19 protein-coding genes and 2 tRNA genes are annotated in these 22,053 nt (G+C 45.9%); 1 reads left to right on the top strand and 20 read right to left on the bottom strand.

The genetic code is table 11. The features are described from left to right. Positions 1-21: 21 nt before the first annotated feature. From nusA to rlmE, 10 genes are all read right to left on the bottom strand, one after another. A complete protein-coding gene (gene nusA / locus BEL05_RS12585; protein ID WP_028763251.1) occupies positions 22-1,521 on the bottom strand; it encodes a transcription termination factor NusA in 1,500 nt (499 codons plus the stop codon). 27 nt (positions 1,522-1,548) lie between these two features. Beyond that, the gene (gene rimP / locus BEL05_RS12580) at positions 1,549-2,004 is read right to left on the bottom strand and encodes a ribosome maturation factor RimP (protein WP_028763250.1); all 456 of its coding nucleotides are present in this window, start codon (positions 2,002-2,004) and stop codon (positions 1,549-1,551) included. Between the two features lie 161 nt (positions 2,005-2,165). Beyond that, positions 2,166-2,242: transfer RNA gene (locus tag BEL05_RS12575), tRNA-Met, on the bottom strand. A 106-nt stretch (positions 2,243-2,348) separates the two neighbouring features. After that, positions 2,349-2,434: transfer RNA gene (locus BEL05_RS12570), tRNA-Leu, on the bottom strand. A 121-nt stretch (positions 2,435-2,555) separates the two neighbouring features. Beyond that, positions 2,556-2,900 (bottom strand): preprotein translocase subunit SecG, encoded by a 345-nt coding sequence (gene secG, locus BEL05_RS12565; protein ID WP_028763249.1) that lies wholly within the window; start codon positions 2,898-2,900, stop codon positions 2,556-2,558. 1 nt (position 2,901) lies between these two features. Then, positions 2,902-3,684 carry a triose-phosphate isomerase gene (gene tpiA, locus BEL05_RS12560; RefSeq protein ID WP_028763248.1) on the bottom strand — a complete coding sequence of 261 codons (783 nt, stop codon included), beginning with the start codon at positions 3,682-3,684 and terminating at the stop codon, positions 2,902-2,904. Positions 3,685-3,860: 176 nt separating this feature from the next. Then, entirely contained in the window at positions 3,861-5,192 is a 1,332-nt protein-coding gene (glmM, locus tag BEL05_RS12555) for a phosphoglucosamine mutase (RefSeq protein WP_069671361.1), read from the bottom strand. Positions 5,193-5,267: 75 nt separating this feature from the next. Further along, positions 5,268-6,053 (bottom strand): dihydropteroate synthase, encoded by a 786-nt coding sequence (gene folP / locus BEL05_RS12550; RefSeq protein ID WP_051413035.1) that lies wholly within the window; start codon positions 6,051-6,053, stop codon positions 5,268-5,270. Positions 6,054-6,323: 270 nt separating this feature from the next. Further along, positions 6,324-8,270 carry an ATP-dependent zinc metalloprotease FtsH gene (ftsH, locus tag BEL05_RS12545; RefSeq protein ID WP_037428203.1) on the bottom strand — a complete coding sequence of 649 codons (1,947 nt, stop codon included), beginning with the start codon at positions 8,268-8,270 and terminating at the stop codon, positions 6,324-6,326. A 54-nt stretch (positions 8,271-8,324) separates the two neighbouring features. Beyond that, the gene (gene rlmE, locus BEL05_RS12540; RefSeq protein WP_028763244.1) at positions 8,325-8,954 is read right to left on the bottom strand and encodes a 23S rRNA (uridine(2552)-2'-O)-methyltransferase RlmE; all 630 of its coding nucleotides are present in this window, start codon (positions 8,952-8,954) and stop codon (positions 8,325-8,327) included. Between the two features lie 91 nt (positions 8,955-9,045). Here rlmE and yhbY point away from each other — a divergent pair, with 91 nt between their 5' ends. Further along, a complete protein-coding gene (gene yhbY / locus BEL05_RS12535; RefSeq protein WP_028763243.1) occupies positions 9,046-9,345 on the top strand; it encodes a ribosome assembly RNA-binding protein YhbY in 300 nt (99 codons plus the stop codon). Between the two features lie 85 nt (positions 9,346-9,430). Here the strand turns inward: yhbY and secF are convergent, their stop codons facing one another. From secF to dnaJ, 10 genes are all read right to left on the bottom strand, one after another. Beyond that, positions 9,431-10,321: a protein translocase subunit SecF gene (gene secF / locus BEL05_RS12530; protein WP_028763242.1), complete on the bottom strand. Its 891-nt coding sequence runs from the start codon at positions 10,319-10,321 to the stop codon at positions 9,431-9,433. A 10-nt stretch (positions 10,322-10,331) separates the two neighbouring features. Further along, on the bottom strand, positions 10,332-12,146 hold the full coding sequence (gene secD / locus BEL05_RS12525) for a protein translocase subunit SecD (protein WP_069671360.1): 1,815 nt from the start codon (positions 12,144-12,146) through the stop codon (positions 10,332-10,334). A gap of 275 nt (positions 12,147-12,421) precedes the next feature. Continuing rightward, positions 12,422-12,946, bottom strand: coding sequence for a hypothetical protein (locus BEL05_RS12520; RefSeq protein ID WP_245686989.1), 525 nt, complete (start codon positions 12,944-12,946; stop codon positions 12,422-12,424). Positions 12,947-13,098: 152 nt separating this feature from the next. Next, positions 13,099-13,575, bottom strand: a complete 477-nt coding sequence (gene greA / locus BEL05_RS12515) for a transcription elongation factor GreA (RefSeq protein ID WP_028763239.1) — start codon at positions 13,573-13,575, stop codon at positions 13,099-13,101. Positions 13,576-13,813: 238 nt separating this feature from the next. Next, complete coding sequence (carB, locus tag BEL05_RS12510; protein WP_028763238.1) at positions 13,814-17,035, bottom strand: carbamoyl-phosphate synthase large subunit; 3,222 nt, start codon at positions 17,033-17,035, stop codon at positions 13,814-13,816. A 20-nt stretch (positions 17,036-17,055) separates the two neighbouring features. Further along, the gene (gene carA / locus BEL05_RS12505) at positions 17,056-18,201 is read right to left on the bottom strand and encodes a glutamine-hydrolyzing carbamoyl-phosphate synthase small subunit (RefSeq protein ID WP_028763237.1); all 1,146 of its coding nucleotides are present in this window, start codon (positions 18,199-18,201) and stop codon (positions 17,056-17,058) included. 184 nt (positions 18,202-18,385) lie between these two features. Continuing rightward, entirely contained in the window at positions 18,386-19,201 is an 816-nt protein-coding gene (dapB, locus tag BEL05_RS12500; RefSeq protein ID WP_028763236.1) for a 4-hydroxy-tetrahydrodipicolinate reductase, read from the bottom strand. Positions 19,202-19,321: 120 nt separating this feature from the next. Next, the gene (bamJ, locus tag BEL05_RS12495) at positions 19,322-19,939 is read right to left on the bottom strand and encodes a BamJ family beta-barrel-assembly machinery protein (RefSeq protein WP_028763235.1); all 618 of its coding nucleotides are present in this window, start codon (positions 19,937-19,939) and stop codon (positions 19,322-19,324) included. An 81-nt stretch (positions 19,940-20,020) separates the two neighbouring features. Beyond that, positions 20,021-20,809, bottom strand: a complete 789-nt coding sequence (locus tag BEL05_RS12490; RefSeq protein ID WP_028763234.1) for a M48 family metallopeptidase — start codon at positions 20,807-20,809, stop codon at positions 20,021-20,023. Between the two features lie 91 nt (positions 20,810-20,900). Then, on the bottom strand, positions 20,901-22,031 hold the full coding sequence (dnaJ, locus tag BEL05_RS12485) for a molecular chaperone DnaJ (protein WP_069671359.1): 1,131 nt from the start codon (positions 22,029-22,031) through the stop codon (positions 20,901-20,903). Positions 22,032-22,053: the final 22 nt, after the last annotated feature.

The following is a 22,053-nucleotide window of genomic DNA, read 5'->3' as shown; positions in this document are numbered from 1 at the left end:
AAATCCCCTCTGTTGATCGACTTATGCTTCTTCGCCAAACCAACAGATATTGCGGGCTGCCATGATGAGCTCACCAGCCTTTTGTTCTGTTAATTCTTCAATCTCGATCAAATCATCAATGCCTTGTTCGGCTAAATCTTCAAGCGTAATAACGCCTTTGCTTGCGAAAACATACGCCAAATGGCGCTCTAAACCTTCTAGGGCAAGCAAATCTTCGCTCGGCTCAGCACCGTCAAGTGCTTCTTCGGACGCCAGAGCCCGTGTAGAGATAGCGGCTTTTGCACGCTCTCTCAATGCTTCAACGATATCTTCGTCAAAACCTTCGATGTCCAATAGTTCCGCTTCTGGCACATAAGCAATCTCTTCTAATGAAGTAAAACCTTCATCAGCAAGTACCTGAGCGAAATCTTCATCGACATCCAGTGAAGCAACAAACAAATTAACCACCTTCGCACTTTCTGCTTGGTGTTTAGCTTGCATATCCGCCACTGTCATTACATTTAGCTCCCATCCCGATAACTGGGTGGCTAAACGCACGTTTTGGCCATTACGACCAATAGCTTGTGCTAATGAATCTGCTTCAACAGCAATATCCATTGAGTGATTGTCTTCATCTACAATGATTGATGCAACATCAGCAGGCGCCATCGCGTTGATAACAAACTGAGCTGGATTATCATCCCAAAGCACGATATCTACACGCTCACCGCCAAGCTCATTTGAAACTGCCTGAACACGTGCACCACGCATACCAACACAGGCACCGATAGGATCGATGCGACGGTCATTTGACTTAACTGCAATCTTAGCGCGAGAACCCGGATCACGAGCCGCCCCCATGATTTCAATCATCTCATCAGCAATTTCAGGTACTTCGACGCGGAAAAGCTCGATTAGCATATCTGGCTTAGTACGTGTCAAAAATAGCTGCGCGCCACGTGCTTCTGGACGTACCGCATACAGCAGTGCGCGAACACGGTCGCCAGGACGGAAGCTTTCACGAGAAATGAGGTCTTCTCTAAATAATACCGCGTCAGCGTTATTACCCAAATCAACCACTACACTTTCACGATTACTCTTCTTCACCACACCGGTGATCAACTCACCTTCTTTCTCGCGGAACTGGTCTACGATTTGGGCGCGCTCGGCTTCACGTACTTTTTGTACGATCACTTGCTTAGCCGTTTGCGTGGTAATACGGTCGAAAACAACAGATTCGATCTCATCTTCGATGTAGCCACCGATTTCGACTTCTGGGTCTTCATATTTTGCCGCTTCAAGAGTGATCTCACGAAATGGGTTTTCTAACGCTTCACCATTATCGTCAACCACCATCCAGCGACGGAATGTTTCGTAAGCACCAGTCTTACGGTCGATAGCGACGCGAACTTCGATATCGCCTTCATATTTTTTCTTGGTTGCTGTGGCTAGCGCAATTTCCAACGCTTCGAAAATCTTTTCGCGTGGAACTGCCTTCTCATTTGAAACCGCCTCAGCGACTAGCAGAATCTCTTTATTCATCCTCTTGCCTCGTTCACCTTGAATCCATCAAAACTTAGCGATTAAATTGCCTTTACGGATATTATCCAAGGCAATAATCAGTGCGTTGCCATCAACAGTTAGAGTGAGCATTTGCCCCTCAATACCGGTGACAGTACCTTTTAAATTACGACTACCCGCTACAGGCATAGTCAATTGAACCTTTACAGTTTCACCCATGTAGCGTTCATACTGCGCTGCATTAAATAGCGGTCTGTCGACGCCAGGCGATGAAACTTCTAATGTATATTCGGTAGAGATAGGGTCTTCGACATCAAGTACGGCGCTCACCTGACGGCTAACATCAGCACAATCTTCAATAAAAATGCCATTCTCATTATCAATATATACACGCAGAATAGAGTGCTTGCCTGCTTGCACGTAATCAATGCCCCAAAGACTGTGGCCTAATGCTTCAACTGGTGCAGTCAACATCTGTTCCAGTTTGCTTTCTAAAGTTGCCAAGGTAGCTATCCCCCGAAAAACAAAAAAGGGCATAAAGCCCTAGTACGACATCGCTTCTAAGCGATATTTCAAAAGTCCAGATAACAAAAAACCCCGTAATAACGAGGTCATAGCATTCAGAACCTGTTTCAGAAGCAGATGTAAATCTGATTCTGAGAAGCTGGTTGCGGGGGCCGGATTTGAACCGACGACCTTCGGGTTATGAGCCCGACGAGCTACCAAACTGCTCCACCCCGCGTCAACTGCTGCAATTATATTGATAGTTATCAATATTTGCAATAACAAAGCGACTAACCAATCACTTTGCTATATTCAAAATCAATCTAAAAGAGCGATTTAGAATTTGGTGCGGATGGGGGGACTTGAACCCCCACGAGCATAGCTCACCACCCCCTCAAGATGGCGTGTCTACCAATTCCACCACATCCGCATGTGATCGTTACGCTTTACTGTTTTCACCTTTGTGAGATAAATTGAGGAAACTATCTCAGTGTAAACAGTAGGCCCTATTTATTAGTTAAATAGCACCTAGATTTAATCATTATTAAATCTTAGTCAGGGATCTTATCTTCTGACTTATCGGCTTCGTTTACAGCGTCAGTCACTTGTTCAGTTACTGCAGCCGCATCTGCGCCTAACTCTTTCCACGAATCTTCAGATTTTGCATGGTTTGCACTTAAGTTACCAATGGTAAGACTTAGTGCGAAAAATGCTACAGCTAAAATCGCGGTAGAGCGTGTTAAAAAGTTACCTGAACCAGACGATCCAAATAATGTTGCTGATGCACCGGCGCCAAATGAGGCTCCCATATCAGCACCTTTACCTTGTTGGATTAGAATTAGGCCAACTAGACCTAGTGCAACCAACAAGTATATAACCATTAGAACTTCGTACATATTATGCGCTCATTGCTATCGAACATAAACTTAAAAACTCGGTAGAGTTCAAGCTTGCACCGCCTATCAGTCCACCATCTACATCAGGCTGAGCAAATAGATCTGCTGCATTACTCGGTGTTACGCTACCACCGTACAAAATCCTGATATTCTCTCCAATAAATGGAGATACTTCAGAGAGACGTTTGCGTATAAACGCATGAACTTCCTGTGCCTGCTCTGGCGTAGCGCTCTTACCTGTTCCTACGGCCCACAGAGGCTCGTAAGCGATAATTGCGTTATCAAAAGCCATGGTGCCATTTTTCTCAATGACCACGTCTAACTCTTCAGCAATCACCTCAAAGGTGCGTCTTGCTTCACGAGCTGGACCCGACTCACCAACACAGAGTATTGGGGTCAAACCGTGCTTTTGTGCTGCAGCGAACTTCTCCGCTACGATATCACTAGTTTCGCCGTACATACGACGACGTTCGGAGTGGCCGATAATCACATATCGACATCCTGAATCTTTTAACATCTGGCCTGACACTTCGCCAGTATAGGCACCAAAGTCATGTTGACTTAGGTTTTGCGCACCCATTCTAACTAGGCAACCGTTCAAGGCTTCCTTATTTGCGTCAAGCTGCTGACGTACACTTTCCAGAAATATACTTGGCGGACATAAGACAACTTCCGCTGAATCATTTTGAAGCTTGGTAGCGAATTTAGTGAATAGTTCCTGCGCAAGTTGTGCAGTACCGTTCATTTTCCAGTTACCAGCGACCATTGGACGTCTAAGGGCCATCACTGTCTCCTCTGAAAGCGGCGTGAATAATAGCGAACCACTTGTTAAGTTACAATACCTAAATCTCGAAATTTTGCGATAAACCGTCGAAGCGCTTACTTTTTATGCTTAACGTCGGTGCTATGCGCAGGAATTAATCTATTCGCGACTAACTCCTGTATCGAGGATTACGCGCTTTATACTAACGCCCGAATAGCGTCAGCAATAGTATTGGCATGGCGTGTTACATCTGCCGCCACATCGCCTTCAACCATGACTCGGATTAGCGGTTCTGTGCCTGACTTTCTCAATAATACTCGGCCACGTTCACCAAGTTGCTGTTCAACCTCTGCTTGCGCACTAAGAACAGACTCTGATACGAGCGGATCATGGCTGCCTTCAAAACGCACATTAACCAGCACCTGAGGTAACATTTTAATCCCTTCGGTGAGTTCTTCTAATGTGGCGTCTTTGCGGCGCATCGCCGCCAACACAAGGATTCCTGCAACAATGCCGTCCCCTGTCGTACCATGGTCAAGATTGAGAATATGCCCTGAGTTTTCACCACCAATACGCCACTCGTGCTGCTTCAATAACTCCATTACATAGCGATCGCCCACTTTAGAGCGCACAAACGGAATATCACGGGCTTTCAATGCTAAATCCAAACCAAGATTTGACATTAACGTGCCAACCACACCACCTTTTAGCACCCCTCTATCTTGGGCATCACACGCCAAGATATAAAGAATTTCGTCACCATCGATCACTTTACCATGGCGATTAACCATCATAATACGGTCACCATCGCCATCCAGTGCAATACCTAAATCCGCCTGTTCTGCAATCACTGTCTCACGGATTTTACCCATTGAGGTTGCGCCCACCTCATGGTTAATATTGATGCCATCGGGCTTATCACCGATAGCGATGACGTCTGCGCCGAGCTCTCTAAATACATTCGGTGCAATATGATAGGTTGCGCCATGAGCGCAATCGACGACAATTTTAAGTCCGTGGAGCGTATGCTCAGCAGGGAAGTTACCTTTGCAATACTCAATGTAGCGCCCAGGTGCATCATCAATACGCGATACCTTACCCAATAGATGAGATTCTACGCAGGTTAACTCTTTTTCCAATTCGGCTTCTATCTCTAACTCGATGGCATCACCGAGCTTACTGCCGTCAGTTGAGAAAAACTTAATCCCGTTGTCATAATAGGGGTTATGTGAGGCACTGATCACGACACCTGCTTCTGCACGAAATGTTCGCGTTAGATACGCGACTGCAGGAGTAGGCATTGGTCCCATTAACATCACATTCAGTCCGGCCGCAGACAAGCCCGCTTCCATCGCTGATTCAAAAAGATAGCCCGAGATTCGTGTATCCTTACCGATAATGACTTTCTTGGTACCCGTTCGCGACAATACACGCCCAGCAGCCCAACCCAGTTTCAAAGCCAATTCAGGGGTCATCTTGCCAGCCCCTACTTTGCCACGAATGCCATCTGTTCCAAAAAATTTTCTCAATTGACTAACCTCTAACGTTTGTAAACGTATACATTTTTATTTTCGGCATATCGCCATGCCGTAAATATCTATTCGTTATAATGCATCATAATACTTGCATGCTTGCATGACCTTGATCATATCCATGGTTTCTTTTACATCATGGACTCGCAATATATGAGCGCCGCGCTGCACTGCAATCATGGCTGCTGCGACACTGCCAACGACACGTTGCTCTACCTCTACCTGTAACAAGTTGCCAATCATGCTCTTACGCGACAAACCAATCAATAAAGGCAGCTGGAACTCACTAAAATCGGCTAAACGATGCAGCAGTTCATAATTATGTGAAAGCGTTTTACCGAAACCAAATCCGGGGTCGAGCACCAGTCGCTCCTTAGCAATACCGGCGGCCATACAAGCTGCTACGCGTTCATGAAAAAATGTGCTGATATCTTTAATAATATCGCCATATTCTGGTGATGCTTGCATAGAGCGAGGCTGGCCTTGCATATGCATCAGGCAGACAGGTACCTGTAACTTAGCGGCAGCCGCTAGCGCGCCAGGCACCTGTAAAGCACGAACATCATTAATTAAATGTGCACCTGCAGAGACAGCTGCGGACATCACTTGAGGTTTACTTGTATCCACTGAGATGCAAACATCGTGAGTATTACCCACATATTCGATGAGTGGGATAACCCTGTCTAACTCTTCTTGAAGCGAAACATCTTTGGCACCGGGTCGCGTCGACTCCCCACCAATATCGATAAACGCAGCACCGTCAGCGACCATCTGATCCGCATGCCGACAAGCGCGCTCGATGCTGGTGAACTTCCCACCATCTGAAAATGAATCTGGGGTCACATTGAGTATCCCCATAACCTGTGGCACGCTAAGATCTAACCTTTTGTCTGCACAAGTAAACAGCAAAGCTCAACCCTCAGTATTGTCTATACAAATTTTTAACGTTGATGTGCGACTGAACAGCGCAGCAGCCCCCCTCTACAAACCTAAACAGGGTCGCAGAGCAAGGTAACATCACTTACTGTATCGTCCACGATGTAGAAACACTATGTGAATCAATAACAAGAAAACCCCTTTCGGGGTTTTCTGAACTCACTGACTAACAACCGCTCTAGTGTCAATCAGCTATTTTGCTACAGGTGACTCATCAGTGCTGTCAGCCACTGACGTTTCAACCTCTTCGGGCTCAGCGGCATCGTCAATCTCTTGCGCTTTGCCACCTTTGTCACCGTTGCTACCATTCTCATCCATATTCCAATCGGCTGGCGCACGAACTTCACGACGCGCCATTAGATCATCAATCTGTGATGAATCAATGGTTTCATACTTCATCAATGCATCTTTCATTGCATGAAGTATGTCCATATTTTCAGTTAGGAAAGTATGGGCTCTTTCGTAGTTACTATCGATAAGAATTTTCACTTCGTCATCAATGACTTTGGCTGTCTCATCAGACATATGCTGTGACTTGCCCATACTACGACCTAAAAAGACTTCATTTTCATCTTCGGCATAGAGGACAGGACCAAGCTTCTCAGAGAAGCCCCATTGCGTCACCATGTTACGTGCAATCGATGTCGCATACTTAATGTCCTGTGATGCGCCTGTCGATACGCGCTCACTGCCGTAGATAAGCTCTTCGGCTAAGCGGCCACCGTACGCCACAGAGATTTGACTCTCTAGCTTTCTACGGCTCTGACTAATAGCGTCGGCTTCTGGCAAAAAGAAGGTCACACCTAAAGCACGGCCACGAGGAATAATAGTCACCTTATGCACAGGATCATGCTCAGGCACTAAGCAACCAACAATAGCATGGCCAGCTTCGTGATACGCGGTCATCTCTTTTTCATCTTCAGACATCACCATGGTGCGACGTTCTGCACCCATCATGATCTTATCTTTAGCGCTTTCAAATTCTTCCATGCCAACGACGCGGCGGTTACCACGTGCAGCAAATAGCGCCGCTTCGTTAACTAGGTTAGCCAAATCGGCACCAGAGAAACCTGGTGTACCACGGGCAATAACACTCGCTTTGACATCATCGGCCAACGGCACTTTACGCATATGGACTTTGAGGATTTGCTCGCGGCCACGCACATCAGGCAAACCAACAACAACCTGACGGTCAAAACGACCTGGGCGCAACAATGCTGCATCGAGTACGTCTGGACGGTTAGTCGCCGCGATAACGATAATACCTTCGTTACCTTCGAAACCATCCATCTCAACTAGCATCTGGTTCAACGTTTGCTCACGCTCGTCGTGACCACCACCAACACCAGCGCCACGTTGGCGACCTACGGCATCGATTTCATCAATAAAGATGATACAAGGTGCAGATTTTTTCGCTTGCTCGAACATGTCACGTACACGGGATGCACCAACACCAACAAACATCTCGACGAAGTCAGAACCTGAAATAGTAAAGAATGGCACTTTAGCTTCACCAGCTATCGCCTTCGCCAGTAGTGTTTTACCTGTACCTGGAGGACCAACAAGCAAAACACCCGTTGGAATACGGCCACCAAGCTTTTGGAATTTAGTGGGTTCTCTAAGGTAATCAACCAACTCTTTAACGTCTTCTTTGGCTTCATCACAACCTGCAACATCACCAAAAGTCGTCTTAATCTGGTCTTCACTCATCAATTTGGCTTTGCTCTTACCAAACGACATCGCGCCTTTACCGCCACCGCCTTGCATCTGACGCATGAAGAATATCCATACACCGATAAGCAGTAACATTGGGAACCAAGAGATAAAAATCTGGGTCAAAAAACCTGACTCTTCGGCTTCCTGGCCTTTCATGGTGACACCTTTACGATCAAGATCATTGATAAGATCTTGGTCATACATTGGCATAATCGTTGTGAACTTTTCACCAGTCCGTTTAGTGCCTTCAATAGTGCGTTGATCGCTCTTAACTTCGACAGTATTTATCTGTCCAGAACGCACGTCATCTAAGAATGCTGAATAATCCATCTTCAACGAAGTTGATGAAGAGGGGGAGTAGCCCTGAAACACTGACATCAACACTACGGCGATGACAACCCAGAGAATTAAATTTTTTGCCATATCACTCAAAATTACTAGACCTCATAAAGTCTTGCGGTTACTGACGTTAGGTTACTACAACTTGTATCCTGTCGCCACAAGATAGACTTCACGCGAACGCGGTCGCGAAGAGTCTGGCTTACGTGTTTTAACGGTTGTAAATGCTTCTTTAACCGCCTTCATATACTCATCAAAGCCCTCCCCCTGAAAGACTTTGACAGCAAAACTTCCATTTGGTGCCAACACTTGATGACACATATCAAGCGCCAACTCCACCAAATACATGGCCCGGGGTTGATCAACACCACCCGTGCCACTCATATTAGGCGCCATATCAGAAAGCACAACATCGACTTTAGCATCACCCACCCGCTCAAGTAAGGCGTCGAGAACTTTCTCTTCACGAAAATCTCCTTGAAGAAAATCGACACCAACAATTGGGTCCATAGGCAAAATATCACAAGCAATTACTTTGCCGTTATCACCGGCTAACTTAACTGCAATTTGCGACCATCCACCTGGTGCTGCCCCTAAATCCACCACAGTCATTCCGGGACGGATCAGTTTGTCTTTCTGTTGTATCTCTTCGATTTTAAACGCGGCACGGGAACGCAGCCCACGTTTTTGCGATAACTTAACATAATGATCATCGAAATGTTCCTGCATCCAACGGGAGGAACTTGCTGTTCGTTTTTTACCTGACATTTAAAATCCGCAACAAATAAAAGTTACACAAAGGCTATATGAGGGTAGAATAGCGGTTTTTCAACAGTAACTCAGCATAAAGTTGGTAGAAATGAACTTAACAACCAAACAAAAACAGCACTTAAAAGGCTTAGCACATAACTTAAAGCCTGTTGTACAGCTTGGTTCCAATGGTCTGACTGAAGGTGTACTGGCTGAAATTGATAATGCACTCTCTCATCATGAACTAATCAAAGTGAAAGTAGCTTCTGGCGACAGAGAGCTAAAAAATGCAGTCGTTGACGCCATCGTACGCGAAACCCAAGCTGTAAAAGTGCAGCTAATCGGTCACGTATTGGTCCTTTTCCGTCAATCTCCAGAAATGAAGATTGCTGTGCCTAAGGCAAAGTAATTCAGCAATGCGCTTTTAATTTATTAAAAAGCTCATTACTAGGTAAGCTAAAAAGAGCCGCTGTATCTACAGCGGCTCTTTTTTATTATGGCGTTTGACTAATCGGTGCTAATTGATAATGTTCGGCTTTCACCTTCAATAGCTCCGGTAAACACGTTCCCACCGAGATAGATGATATTGTGCCAATCATTATTCCAAGGAACATTGCGATAGAAAAACCCTCTAAGGGAACACCACCCATCCCCCACAGCGCAGCAACGGTAATTAATGTCGTGCCGCTGGTAACCATAGTGCGTGAAAACGTTGCTTTCACCGCCGCACTGCATACTTCATCAACAGCCATTTTCGGTTTTGCTATCAATAGTTCTCGGATCCTGTCAGCAATCACAATTGAGTCATTCAGCGAATATCCCAATATGGCTAACACTGCCGCCAATATGGTCAAATTAAACTCCATTTGCATCAAAGAGAAAAACGCCAAAACAAAGACCACATCGTGAAACAAAGCAAGTAACGCCCCACTCGCTAAACGCCATTCAAAGCGAAAACTTAAGTATCCTAGAACACATAGCATAGCAACCAGTAATGCTAATCCCCCTTGCTCCGCAAGCTCTTGACCAATTTGCGGTCCGACAATACTGGAATTAAGCACTTCGACATTGCCACTTAACGGCGCAAGTACACTAACAATATCCGTACTCGACTTCGCATCAACCTGGCTGTATCTCAATACCCAACGACCCGACTCACCGGCAGAGATGACACTTACTTCCTGTTCAGAGTGCTGTGCTAACAGTTCACTCAATTCAGTCGCTTTAATATGACTGTCCAGCCGCACTTCTGTTACCACTCCACCAGTGAAATCTAATCCCCAATTGAAGCCATTACTAAAGATAATACCTATCGATGAGATGATAATCATTAGCGATAATACACTCGACAGGTAACGGGCCTTGGTTAACTTGCTCATTTTTATTACGTTCATCTTATACCCTCACATCGCGGCGAAAATCGCGGCCATATACCCAATTCACTAAAGCTCTAGAAGCAAAAATCCCCGTAAACATACTAGTTAATAAACCAAGGCCTAAGGTCAATGCGAAACCTTGTATCGGACCATTACCAATGGAATACAGCACTATAGCGGTGATCATCGTGGTGAAATTTGCATCGACAATGGTCGATAGAGCACTGTCGAACCCGCGTTCAATGGCGTGAGCGAAGCTCCTGCCCTCCTTGATTTTGTCTTTAATCCGCTCAAAGATAAGCACATTAGTATCAACCGCCATGCCAACAGTTAACACCAACCCTGCAATACCTGGTAAGGTCAATACAGCTCCTGGTATCAGGGCTAATAATCCGAACAACACCACCATGTTAGAAATAAGCGCCACATTCGCTATCCAACCTAAGCGGCGATACCAAAGCCCCATAAAAAGCAAAGTGAAGGCCATTCCTAACGCCAGCGCCGAAAAACCATTAGCAATATTTTCCTCTCCTAAACTGGGGCCAATAGTCCTCTCTTCAGCGATGGTAACAGGTGCAGTCATCGAACCTGCCCGCAGCAGCAACGCAAGCTGTTGCGCACTGGCATAGTCCCCCACTCCGGTGATACTGAAACGGTCACCGAGCTGAGAACGAATCGTAGCCACACTGATCACCTCGGTAGATTGACTTATTTTGCCTTTATCATCGCGACTGTATTCGCTATAAGAGGTCGCCATCGGTTTACCGATATTGTCACGTGAAAAACCTGACATGATTTTGCCACCTTTTCTATCGAGATGAATCACAACCTCCGCTAACCCCATCTCGCCAAGCTGTGCTCTGGCATCAACAATATGTTCTCCGCCTAGCACCGCCCGTCGTGAGACCGATACTGGTCCATCTTTTTCGCTGTCCAATACTTTGGAGTTCAGCGCGCCCGGTTGCATCACCTGATAAAACGCTAAGCTTGCTGTCGCCCCAATAACTGATTTAGCCGCAGCGGGGTCTTGGACGCCTGGCAACTCAATACGAATGCGTTGCTCTCCTTGGCGCTGAACGAGCGCTTCGGTAATGCCTAGCTGTTCTATACGGCTGCGCATTATCTGCAGGTTTTGCTTGACCGTCAGATCTCGAATATTGACTTTTTCGCTATCAGACAGATTAACCCCGAGTGCATTGAGCCCCGAGTTGGTTACTTGCCAATGTGGATATTGCGCCACAATAAACTGACGCAACTTTTGGCGTTGCCTCGAGTCTGAGGCAGATATTTGTACACTCCCGCCAGCCTGAGGTTGAACAGTTATTCCAACGAGAGACTCATCACGCACAAATTGTCGAGTTGCCTCGACAAACGTATTGTTGTGCAATTGATACACAGGATCGATCTCAACATCGAGTAAAAACTGCACACCACCACGTAAATCTAAGCCTAGTTTAATTGGAGAAAAACCTAACGACAGCAGCCAATTAGGAGCGGACGGTGCTAGTGTAAGGGTGACCTCGGATGGGGTTTTAACTTGCTCAACTAGCAGGGATTTAAGTTGAGCCTGCTGTGAGCTATCAGTGAGCACGACCAAGGTTTTTCCCATTGTTTGATCAATACGCTTAACTTCAATCCCAGCGGAGATGAGCCGTTGGTGCAACATCAAAGGATCGAGCTTGAGCCCGGCCTCTTTACTAACTTGAATGGCTGCATCTTCACCATAAAATGTCGGTAAGGCACTCAATAACATAATGATGATCGTGACAACTAACAGCACATACTTCCATGCACTGTAGTGGTTCAACAGGGTTGCTTTATTTTGTTTTCTCATACTTCTTTGCTCTTTATCTTCACTAAATACGCAAAATGTCGACGACTGAACAGTGAAAAACCGCCCCTAGAAGGTGGGTTAATCGTTAATCTGCGTTGCCGTCGAAAATGTCGAGAACAGTGCCTTAGCGCGGATAACCTGTAACGATTTGTAGGTAAATGATAGGCGCTAGAACAAACTCACAGGTGCTAAAGATAAGCACGCTGTATTGACCCACCAGATAAAGCGGGAATGGACTGTTCTCGATTGATAAGCCTGAAAGGGCTTAATAGTATTTAGCTAGCGGAGCGGGTATGAGATAAACGGTAAAGAAGATTAGATTCTTTCCATGCAGAAAGCCTAAAAGATGAGCCATCAATATGCAGCTGCCAATCGACGGCAGGTTTAAAATCCATACGATAGCCCACGGTTAATGAAGGAATTGGTGGGGAGATAAATTCAAATACCAGTTGGTAGTCAGGCCGACTATGCAGACGTTCATACTGTGCGAAGCTGATTAATCGTTGCGACACCAGCGGCGCATATTCTGAGCTCTTGCTCTCTTTGTGTTGCAGATACCGACCTTGAACATCACTTTCTATATCCAGTGACGTCTTTAGTGATGACTCCATGATGTTAAACATTGTGGCAGTATCGACCTTAGCACTTTGAACAGATAGTGGCTGACCCTCAGCATTCAAATTGTTCCCAGCGATCAGCGTATGCTGTTGGTTTATGGCAGACGCACTTGCTGACATAGGTGACAAACAGAGTCCCCCAATGAGCAACAAAATAGATCCTACCAACCACAATAATCGCACTAAACCACCTTACTCACTACATTACTTTACGCTGATATATAAACACAGCACTCTAAGGATTAAAACCATTAATCACGCTGTTATGAGCTTTATATCAAACAAACATAAAAAAACCGCTATAAAGCGGTTTTTATGGACATCAAACGATGAAATTAGATGTACTCAACTTTAATGATTTCAAAATCACTGGTACCGCCAGGAGTGGTGATAGAGATTTCATCGTCTAAGCTTTTACCCACTAAACCACGCGCAATAGGCGAGCTCACTGACAGTAAGTTCTCTTTGATGTTAGCTTCATCTTCTCCCACAATACGGTAGGTTGACTCCTCTTCGGTATCTAAGTTCAGAATGGTCACCGTGGTACCAAAAATAACACGCCCAGTGTTTTCCATTTTGGTCACATCAATGATTTGCACATTTGACAGCTTACCTTCGATGTCACGTACACGAGCTTCGCACAGGCCTTGCTCTTCGCGGGCTGCATGATATTCGGCATTCTCTTTCAAATCACCCAGCTCTCTGGCAATACCAATGGCTTCAGCAATCTTAGGACGCTTATCGAACTTTAAATAATCTAACTCTTTGCGCAACATCTCTGCGCCAACAACTGTCATCGGAACCTTATTCATAGGAACGATTGTCTCCTTAAAACAAAAGCATCCTAGCCAGCCTGACCATTATCGGGTCACTGACTAAGTAAAATAATGCATGGAATAGCTCTATTCTATATCGTGATGCCGCGAGATGCTATTTAATCACACACAGATAAGCATAGCGCAGATAGAACTGTGTTTTCTATCCCATTACTAACACCAAAATCAAGCATAAAAAAGGCCGCGAAGCGGCCTTTTTGCAACTCAAAGACTATTAGCCTTTAATGCGCTGATGAAGCTCTTGTACCGAGGTCACTGTCGTGCGGTCATCCGCAGCATGCGCCATGCATGTTGCAAAGGCGGCATTCAATGTTGTGGTGTAGTTCACTTTATAACGCAATGCACCGCGGCGTAACTGACGCGAGTCTTCAATTGCTTGACGACCTTCAGTGGTGTTCACAATGTAGGTGTATTCATCGTTCTTGATACGGTCAAGAATATGAGGACGACCTTCATGAACCTTGTTCACTAAACGCGGATTAATACCCGCTTCGCCTAACACAACTGCGGTACCGTGAGTGGCATCGATTTCGTAACCAAGCTCAATTAACTTAGCCGCTAAATCGGCAACGCGGTTTTTGTCACTGTTACGCACTGACAGTAATGCACGCCCAGACTTAGGTACTTCTGATGTCGCACCAAGCTGCGCTTTTGCGTAGGCTTCGGCAAACGTATCACCTACACCCATCACTTCACCGGTTGAACGCATTTCAGGGCCAAGCAATGGGTCAACACCAGGGAACTTGTTGAATGGTAAAACCACCTCTTTCACTGAATAGAAAGGTGGGATCACTTCTTTTGTGAAGCCTTGCTCTTCAAGTGATTGGCCAGCCATCACACGTGCTGCGATTTTAGCTAATGGCACACCGGTTGCTTTCGATACGAATGGCACGGTGCGCGCGGCACGAGGGTTAACCTCAATCATGTAGATGTTGTTTTCTTGTACGGCAAACTGCACGTTCATCAAGCCAATAACACCTAGTTCCATTGCAAGCTTTGTCACCTGTTCACGCATCTGGTCTTGGATCTCTTGACTCAGCGTGTAAGGAGGCAGTGAACAACCAGAGTCACCTGAGTGAACACCCGCTTGTTCGATATGCTCCATGATAGCGCCAACCACTACCGTCTTACCGTCACAGATTGCATCAATATCGACTTCTGTCGCATTATCTAAGAAGCGATCAAGCAATACTGGCGATGCATTGGATACACTCACAGCTTCATTGAAGTAACGACGCAAGTCTTGCTCGTCATACACTATCTCCATCGCTCGGCCACCTAATACATACGATGGGCGCACAACCAATGGATAACCAATACGCTCAGCAGAAATAACCGCACCTTCAACCGTTGTCACGGTATCGTTTTCAGGTTGCTTCATCTCTAAACGCTGAATCGCTTGCTGAAAACGCTCACGGTCCTCAGCGCGGTCGATAGCATCAGGGCTAGTACCAATGATAGGTACACCCGCAGCCTCTAGATCGCGAGCCAATTTAAGCGGTGTCTGGCCGCCATATTGTACAATCACGCCCTTAGGCTGTTCGATACGAACAATTTCCAAAACATCTTCAAGCGTCACTGACTCAAAGTAGAGTCTGTCTGAAGTATCATAGTCGGTTGAAACCGTTTCAGGGTTACAGTTAACCATAATGGTCTCGTAACCATCTTCACGAAGCGCAAGCGCCGCATGAACACAACAGTAATCGAACTCAATACCTTGGCCAATACGGTTTGGACCACCACCCAATACCATGATTTTGTCACGGTTAGATGGATTAGCCTCACACTCTTCCTCGTAGGTCGAGTACATATAGGCTGTATCCGTTGAGAACTCAGCCGCACAGGTATCAACACGCTTATAAACAGGGTGGATCTCATGGCGATAGCGCAGCTTGCGCATCTCAGATTCGCTGACCGCCATCAGTTCGGCAAGACGAGAATCAGAAAAACCTTTACGCTTTAGCTTGAACAAGAAATCCTTGTCCATACTAGAGATACTTGACTCTTTTACTTGGCCTTCAAGCGCCAGTAGCTCTTCAATCTGAACCAAGAACCACGGGTCGATATTAGTTAACTTAAAGACATCATCAAGACTGAGTCCCGCACGGAAGGCATCGGCAATATACCAAATACGTTCGGCACCAGGCTCTTTAAGCTCATGGCGAATACGCGTTAGCGCATCGGCTTCTTGGATATCGATAATGGAATCTAAACCATTCACACCAACTTCAAGGCCGCGCAGTGCTTTTTGCAATGACTCTTGGAATGTACGACCTATCGCCATCACTTCACCCACAGATTTCATCTGAGTGGTGAGTCGGTCATTTGCACCAGCAAATTTTTCGAAATTAAAACGTGGCACTTTAGTCACCACGTAATCGATGGCTGGCTCAAAAGATGCCGGTGTCGCACCACCAGTGATATCGTTACTTAGCTCATCAAGGGTGAAACCAACTGCCAACTTAGCCGCGATTTTAGCAATCGGGAAACCCGTCGCTTTCGATGCTAGCGCAGAAGAGCGTGAAACTCGTGGGTTCATCTCAATGATCACCATACGGCCATCAATTGGATTAATACCAAACTGTACGTTTGAGCCGCCGGTTTCAACACCAATCTCGCGTAACACAGCAAGTGATGCATTGCGCATCAGCTGGTATTCTTTATCAGTTAATGTTTGCGCTGGTGCCACAGTGATAGAGTCACCCGTATGAACACCCATTGGATCGAAGTTTTCAATTGAACAGACAATGATGCAGTTATCATTGCGGTCACGAACCACTTCCATCTCATACTCTTTCCAACCAATTAACGACTCATCAATAAGCAGTTCGTTGGTTGGTGACAGGTCAAGGCCTTGAGAGCAGATCTCTTCAAACTCCTCCTTGTTATAGGCGATACCACCGCCACTACCGCCCATCGTAAATGATGGACGAATAATACAAGGGAAACCCACTTGTTCGAGTACGCCATAAGCATCTTCCATGCTACGAGCAATACCTGCACGTGGACACTCGAGACCAATGGCTTTCATCGCTTCATCGAAGCGGCTGCGATCTTCAGCCTTATCAATCGCATCGGCAGTCGCGCCAATCATCTCGACATTAAATTCGGCAAGCACGCCTTCGCTTTCTAGACGCAGTGCACAGTTCAATGCAGTTTGACCACCCATGGTTGGTAGAATCGCATCAGGACGCTCTTTGGCGATAATGTTGCGTACCACTTCCCAATGAATTGGCTCAATATAGGTCGCATCGGCCATCTCAGGGTCGGTCATAATGGTCGCTGGGTTCGAGTTGACCAAAATGACACGGTAACCCTCTTCACGCAGCGCTTTACAAGCCTGGGCACCCGAGTAGTCAAACTCACATGCTTGACCAATCACAATTGGGCCTGCACCCAGGATTAGAATACTTTTTATATCTGTACGTTTTGGCATTGCTGAAACCTTCTCCCGGACTACTTAGCGTTGTGACGATACTGTTCGATCAACTCAATGAAATGATCAAACAATGGGGCCGCATCATTAGGGCCTGGACTCGCTTCAGGGTGGCCCTGGAAGCTAAATGCAGGTTTATCCGTTAGATGAATACCTTGTAATGAACCATCAAATAGCGATTTATGGGTCACCTTAATGTTAGCTGGCAGGCTAGTTTCATCGGCAGCAAAACCATGGTTTTGACTGGTGATCATCACATTGCCTTGTTCGATATTACTCACAGGGTGGTTAGCACCATGATGACCAAACTTCATCTTCAAGGTTTTTGCACCAGAGGCCAGTGCCAATAATTGATGGCCTAAACAGATACCAAAAACAGGAATGTCAGTCTTCAAGATATCTTGAATCGCTCTAATGGCATAATCACATGGCTCTGGGTCACCAGGACCGTTAGACAAAAATATACCATCAGGATTCATTGCAAGTACGTCTGCAGCAGAAGTCTGTGCAGGAACAACCGTCACATCACAACCGCGATCAACCAGCATACGTAAAATGTTGCGTTTAACGCCATAATCATAGGCAACAACTTTAAACTTAAGCTCGGACTCAGGGGTATCAAGGGGTAAACCACCCACAAGACGCCAGCTTCCACTACGCCATTGATACTGAGATGCAGTGGTCACTTCTTTGGCTAAATCCATGCCTTTCAATCCAGGGAACGCCTTAGCCGCTTCAAGTGCTTTAGCTTCATCCAAATCACCGACTAATATTGCGCCAGCCTGAGCCCCTTTCTCCCTTAAAATACGCGTCAATTTACGTGTATCGATATCTGCAATACCGACAACATTGTTGGCTTTTAAGTAGTCACTTAGGGATTGCTGATTTCTGAAGTTACTTGCAATTAGAGGCAGATCTCTAATAATTAACCCACATGCATGAACTGCATTAGATTCGGTATCTTCACTGTTGGTACCTGTGTTACCAATGTGAGGGTAAGTCAAAGTAACGATTTGACGAGAATAGGAAGGATCTGTAAGAATCTCTTGGTAACCAGTCATTGAAGTGTTAAAAACAACTTCACCAACTGCAAGACCATCGGCACCAATTGCTGTGCCAGAGAATACGGTTCCATCTTCGAGTACGAGTAAGGCAGACTTTGTCAACGCGACCTCCGAAAAAGAGCCAAGCCACTGAATAATAGGGTTTTATGTTATATTTAAAATACCAACTTTCGCTAAAATACGAAATTTTGACAAATTCCGTCAATTCTATAGGTCAAACCTAAATTCGTCTATAGCTAGTGGGTAAGTTTTTCAAAAAAAAACGCCATATAGGCGTTTTTTTAAATCAATCTTTCAGGCCTAAGACCTGCTGCATATCGTAAAGGCCGGGACCTTGGTCACCAAGCCAAAACGCGGCGCGCATTGCACCATTGGCAAAAGTCATGCGACTCGAAGCCTTATGGGTGATTTCCAGACGCTCACCAATATCAGCAAACATCGCAGTGTGCTCACCAACGATATCACCGGCACGAATGGTTGAGAAACCTATGGTCTCACGACTACGCTCTTCGGTGATCCCTTCGCGGCCATAAATGGCACACTTTTCAAGATCACGTCCCAGCACCTCGGCAATCACCTCTCCCATTTTCAACGCTGTACCTGACGGCGCATCTTTCTTATGGCGATGGTGACCTTCAATGATCTCAATATCAGTGTAATCACCCATTACTTCGGCCGCCAACTCAAGCAGGCGCCACATCAAGTTGACGCCAACAGACATATTGGGTGCCATCACGATAGGAGTGGATTCACTGTAAGCAGCAATCTGCTCTTTCTGTGCATGATTAAAACCCGTGGTTCCAATCACAATCGCCTTACCATTACGCGAACACCAATCGGTATGTACGACACTAGCTTCTGGCGAAGTAAAATCGATCAGGACGTCGAAATCATCGACGGCATGATCAAGAGAATCCGTAATAGCAACATTCATGGCACCAACACCTGCGAGCTCGCCGGCATCTACTCCAATCAATGTCGAACCAGCACGCTCAATCGCAGCACCTAAAAAGATATTGCTACTTAACTTGGCCGATTCAATAAGAGTTCGGCCCATACGACCGCTGCCACCAGTAATAGCCACTCTTACTTGCTCTGTCATCTACTTCTCCCTGCACAAATTATTGATACCAATCGTACACTGCACTATGGCAACAGCTCTAGACTGATAATGGTTTTTCTATTTCAAAAAAAAGCCTAAGCGATAGCTTAGGCATTTTTATTAAATGATGTCGAGTAACTCAACTTCAAATACTAACGCTGAGTATGGAGGAATTGAAGCACCCGCTCCACGCTCGCCATAGGCTAGGTGATGAGGAACATATAGCTTCCACTTAGCACCCACAGGCATAAGTTGAAGTGCTTCTGTCCAACCAGCAATCACACCTGATACTGGGAATTCAGCTGGCTGATCACGCAATACAGAGCTATCGAAAACATCACCAGAGATGAAAGTACCGTGGTAGTGAGTACGTACAGTTGAATCGTAACCAGGCTTGTCACCGTTACCTTCGTTAATGATTTCGTACTGTAGACCAGACTCAAGGGTAACAACACCATCACGCTTTTGGTTTTCAGCTAAGAAAGTATCGCCCTCTGCAGAAGCTACCGCTGCGGCTTCTTCTTGAACCTTCTGAATACGCTGACTGATTTCAGTGAAGGCAGTTTGAAGATCTTGCATAGAAACAGCGCTCTCTTTACCGTCAAATGCGTCAGATAAACCAACTTGAACAGCTGAAATATCAATACCTTCAAAAGAGTTTGCAGCTAATTGCTCGCCTAGTTGACGACCGACACCATAGCTTGCGTGCTGTTCAATTGTGGTGAACTTCTCAGACATAATGATTGTACTCTCATAGATTCAATTAATTTCGCGCGGAATTTTAACATAGAATGTGATAAAAAACCCATTAATAGCAGTTTACTCACAGCTATTTTTTACACTGGATTGTGTGTTCTGATATAACGGCAATACCTTAGCTTGCATCTGTTGCAAATCAGCAATTCGGTGATCATGTGAAGGGTGAGTCGATAATAGTTCTGGCCCCTGGCTGCCACCCGCTTTAGCCATATTCTGCCATAACAATATGCTTTGGCTAGGATCAAAACCTGCTCGAGCCATCAACTCAACGCCCATAATATCGGCTTCGCTCTCCTGCTCACGCCCATAAGGGAGAATAAAGCCAACCTGAGCACCCAAGCCTAACGCTGACATATAGAGATCTTTATTACTCACGCCACCCGCATCCAATGCAACGTTGGCAAGCTGCATACCAACCCCCGTCATTTGTGCACGCGACACCTGCTCATTACTATGATTGGCTAAAACGTGGGCCACCTCATGGCCAATGACTGTCGCAAGTTGATCTTGATTATTAGCGACCTTAAGTAAACCGGTATAAACACCAATGTGTCCGCCGGGTAGCGCAAAAGCATTAACCTGCTCAGACTCAAACACAACGACTTCCCAGTTAGGTTGTTGGCCCGGCAGTACCGCTGTGATTCGCTCAGCAACACAAGCCACGTACTGATTGACTTGACGATTCTTACTGAGTGGTTGCTGCTTTTTCATCTCTTCAAATGAAGCGGCCCCCATCTGATCCATTTCCTGAGCAGAAAACAGCAAGGTTTGCCCTCGCCCAGTAGGTGACTGATGTGTCGCGCAACCAGCAAGCAGCGTTAAAATAACAAGCATCATAAGCGGTTTCATGGGGCGATAATCCTTTATTGTCGTTGGGTAGTATTGAGCTAGCTATAAAAAAACCTCGCATAGCGAGGTTTTTATTTTCTTACAAATAGACTTAACTATTCAAGTCTTGGAAAAACTTCTTCACGCCATCGAAGAAGCCTTCAGCCTTAGGGCTATGTTTCTTTGACGAACCAGTAAGGGTATTGTCAAATTCACGCAACAGCTCTTTTTGCTTGTCGCTCAAATTAACCGGTGTTTCCATCACCACCTTACAAAGTAGATCACCGACAGCATGACTACGAACAGACTTAACACCCTTACCACGTAGACGGAACATACGGCCAGTTTGCGTCTCAGATGGGATCTTAAGGTTAACCTTACCATCTAACGTCGGCACTTCAATCTCACCGCCCAAGGCTGCCGTGCTAAATGAGATAGGCACTTCGCAGTAGAGGTTGTTACCATCACGAACAAAAATGGCATGTTCACGCACGGTGACTTGCACATATAAGTCACCAGGTGGTGCACCAAATTCTCCCGCTTCACCTTCACCAGAAAGACGAATACGGTCGCCAGTATCTACACCAGCTGGAATTTTAACCGATAGGGTTTTGCTCTTCTCAACACGGCCTTCACCATGACACTTGTTGCAAGGATCTTTAATGATCTTACCGCGACCATGACAGGTTGGACAGGCTTGTTGTACCGCAAAGAAACCTTGGCGCATCTGTACTTGGCCTTGACCATGACAGGTACCACAAGTGGTGGGAGAAGACCCTTTCTTAGCACCGCTTCCATCGCAGCTATCACACGCAGCCAGTGTTGGAATACGTAGCTCTTTAGTTAAGCCTTTAACGGCTTCTTCTAGCGATAACTCTAGGTTGTACCGCAGGTCACTACCACGTGCCGCTTGACGCTGGCCACCACGACGACCGCCGCCAAAAATATCACCGAAAACATCACCGAAAACATCACCGAAATCAGCGTTGCCACCGAATCCACCACCGCCGCGATTAGGGTCAACGCCCGCATGACCAAACTGATCATAGGCCGCTTTCTTATCGCTATCGGTTAGTATTTCGTAAGCTTCTTTAACTTCTTTAAAGCTGGTTTCAGCCGCTTTGTCGCCAGGATTGCGATCTGGGTGAAATTTCATGGCTAAACGTTTGTAAGCCTTTTTAATTTCACGTTCGCTGGCGTCACGACCTACGCCTAATACTTCGTAATAATCTCGCTTTGACATAATCTCACACTTTCTGCGCTAG

This window comes from Shewanella colwelliana (assembly GCF_001735525.1).
GTDB lineage: Bacteria > Pseudomonadota > Gammaproteobacteria > Enterobacterales > Shewanellaceae > Shewanella > Shewanella colwelliana.
Note: the sequence above shows the minus strand (reverse complement) of the source record. Positions and strands in the feature narration are given on the sequence as shown.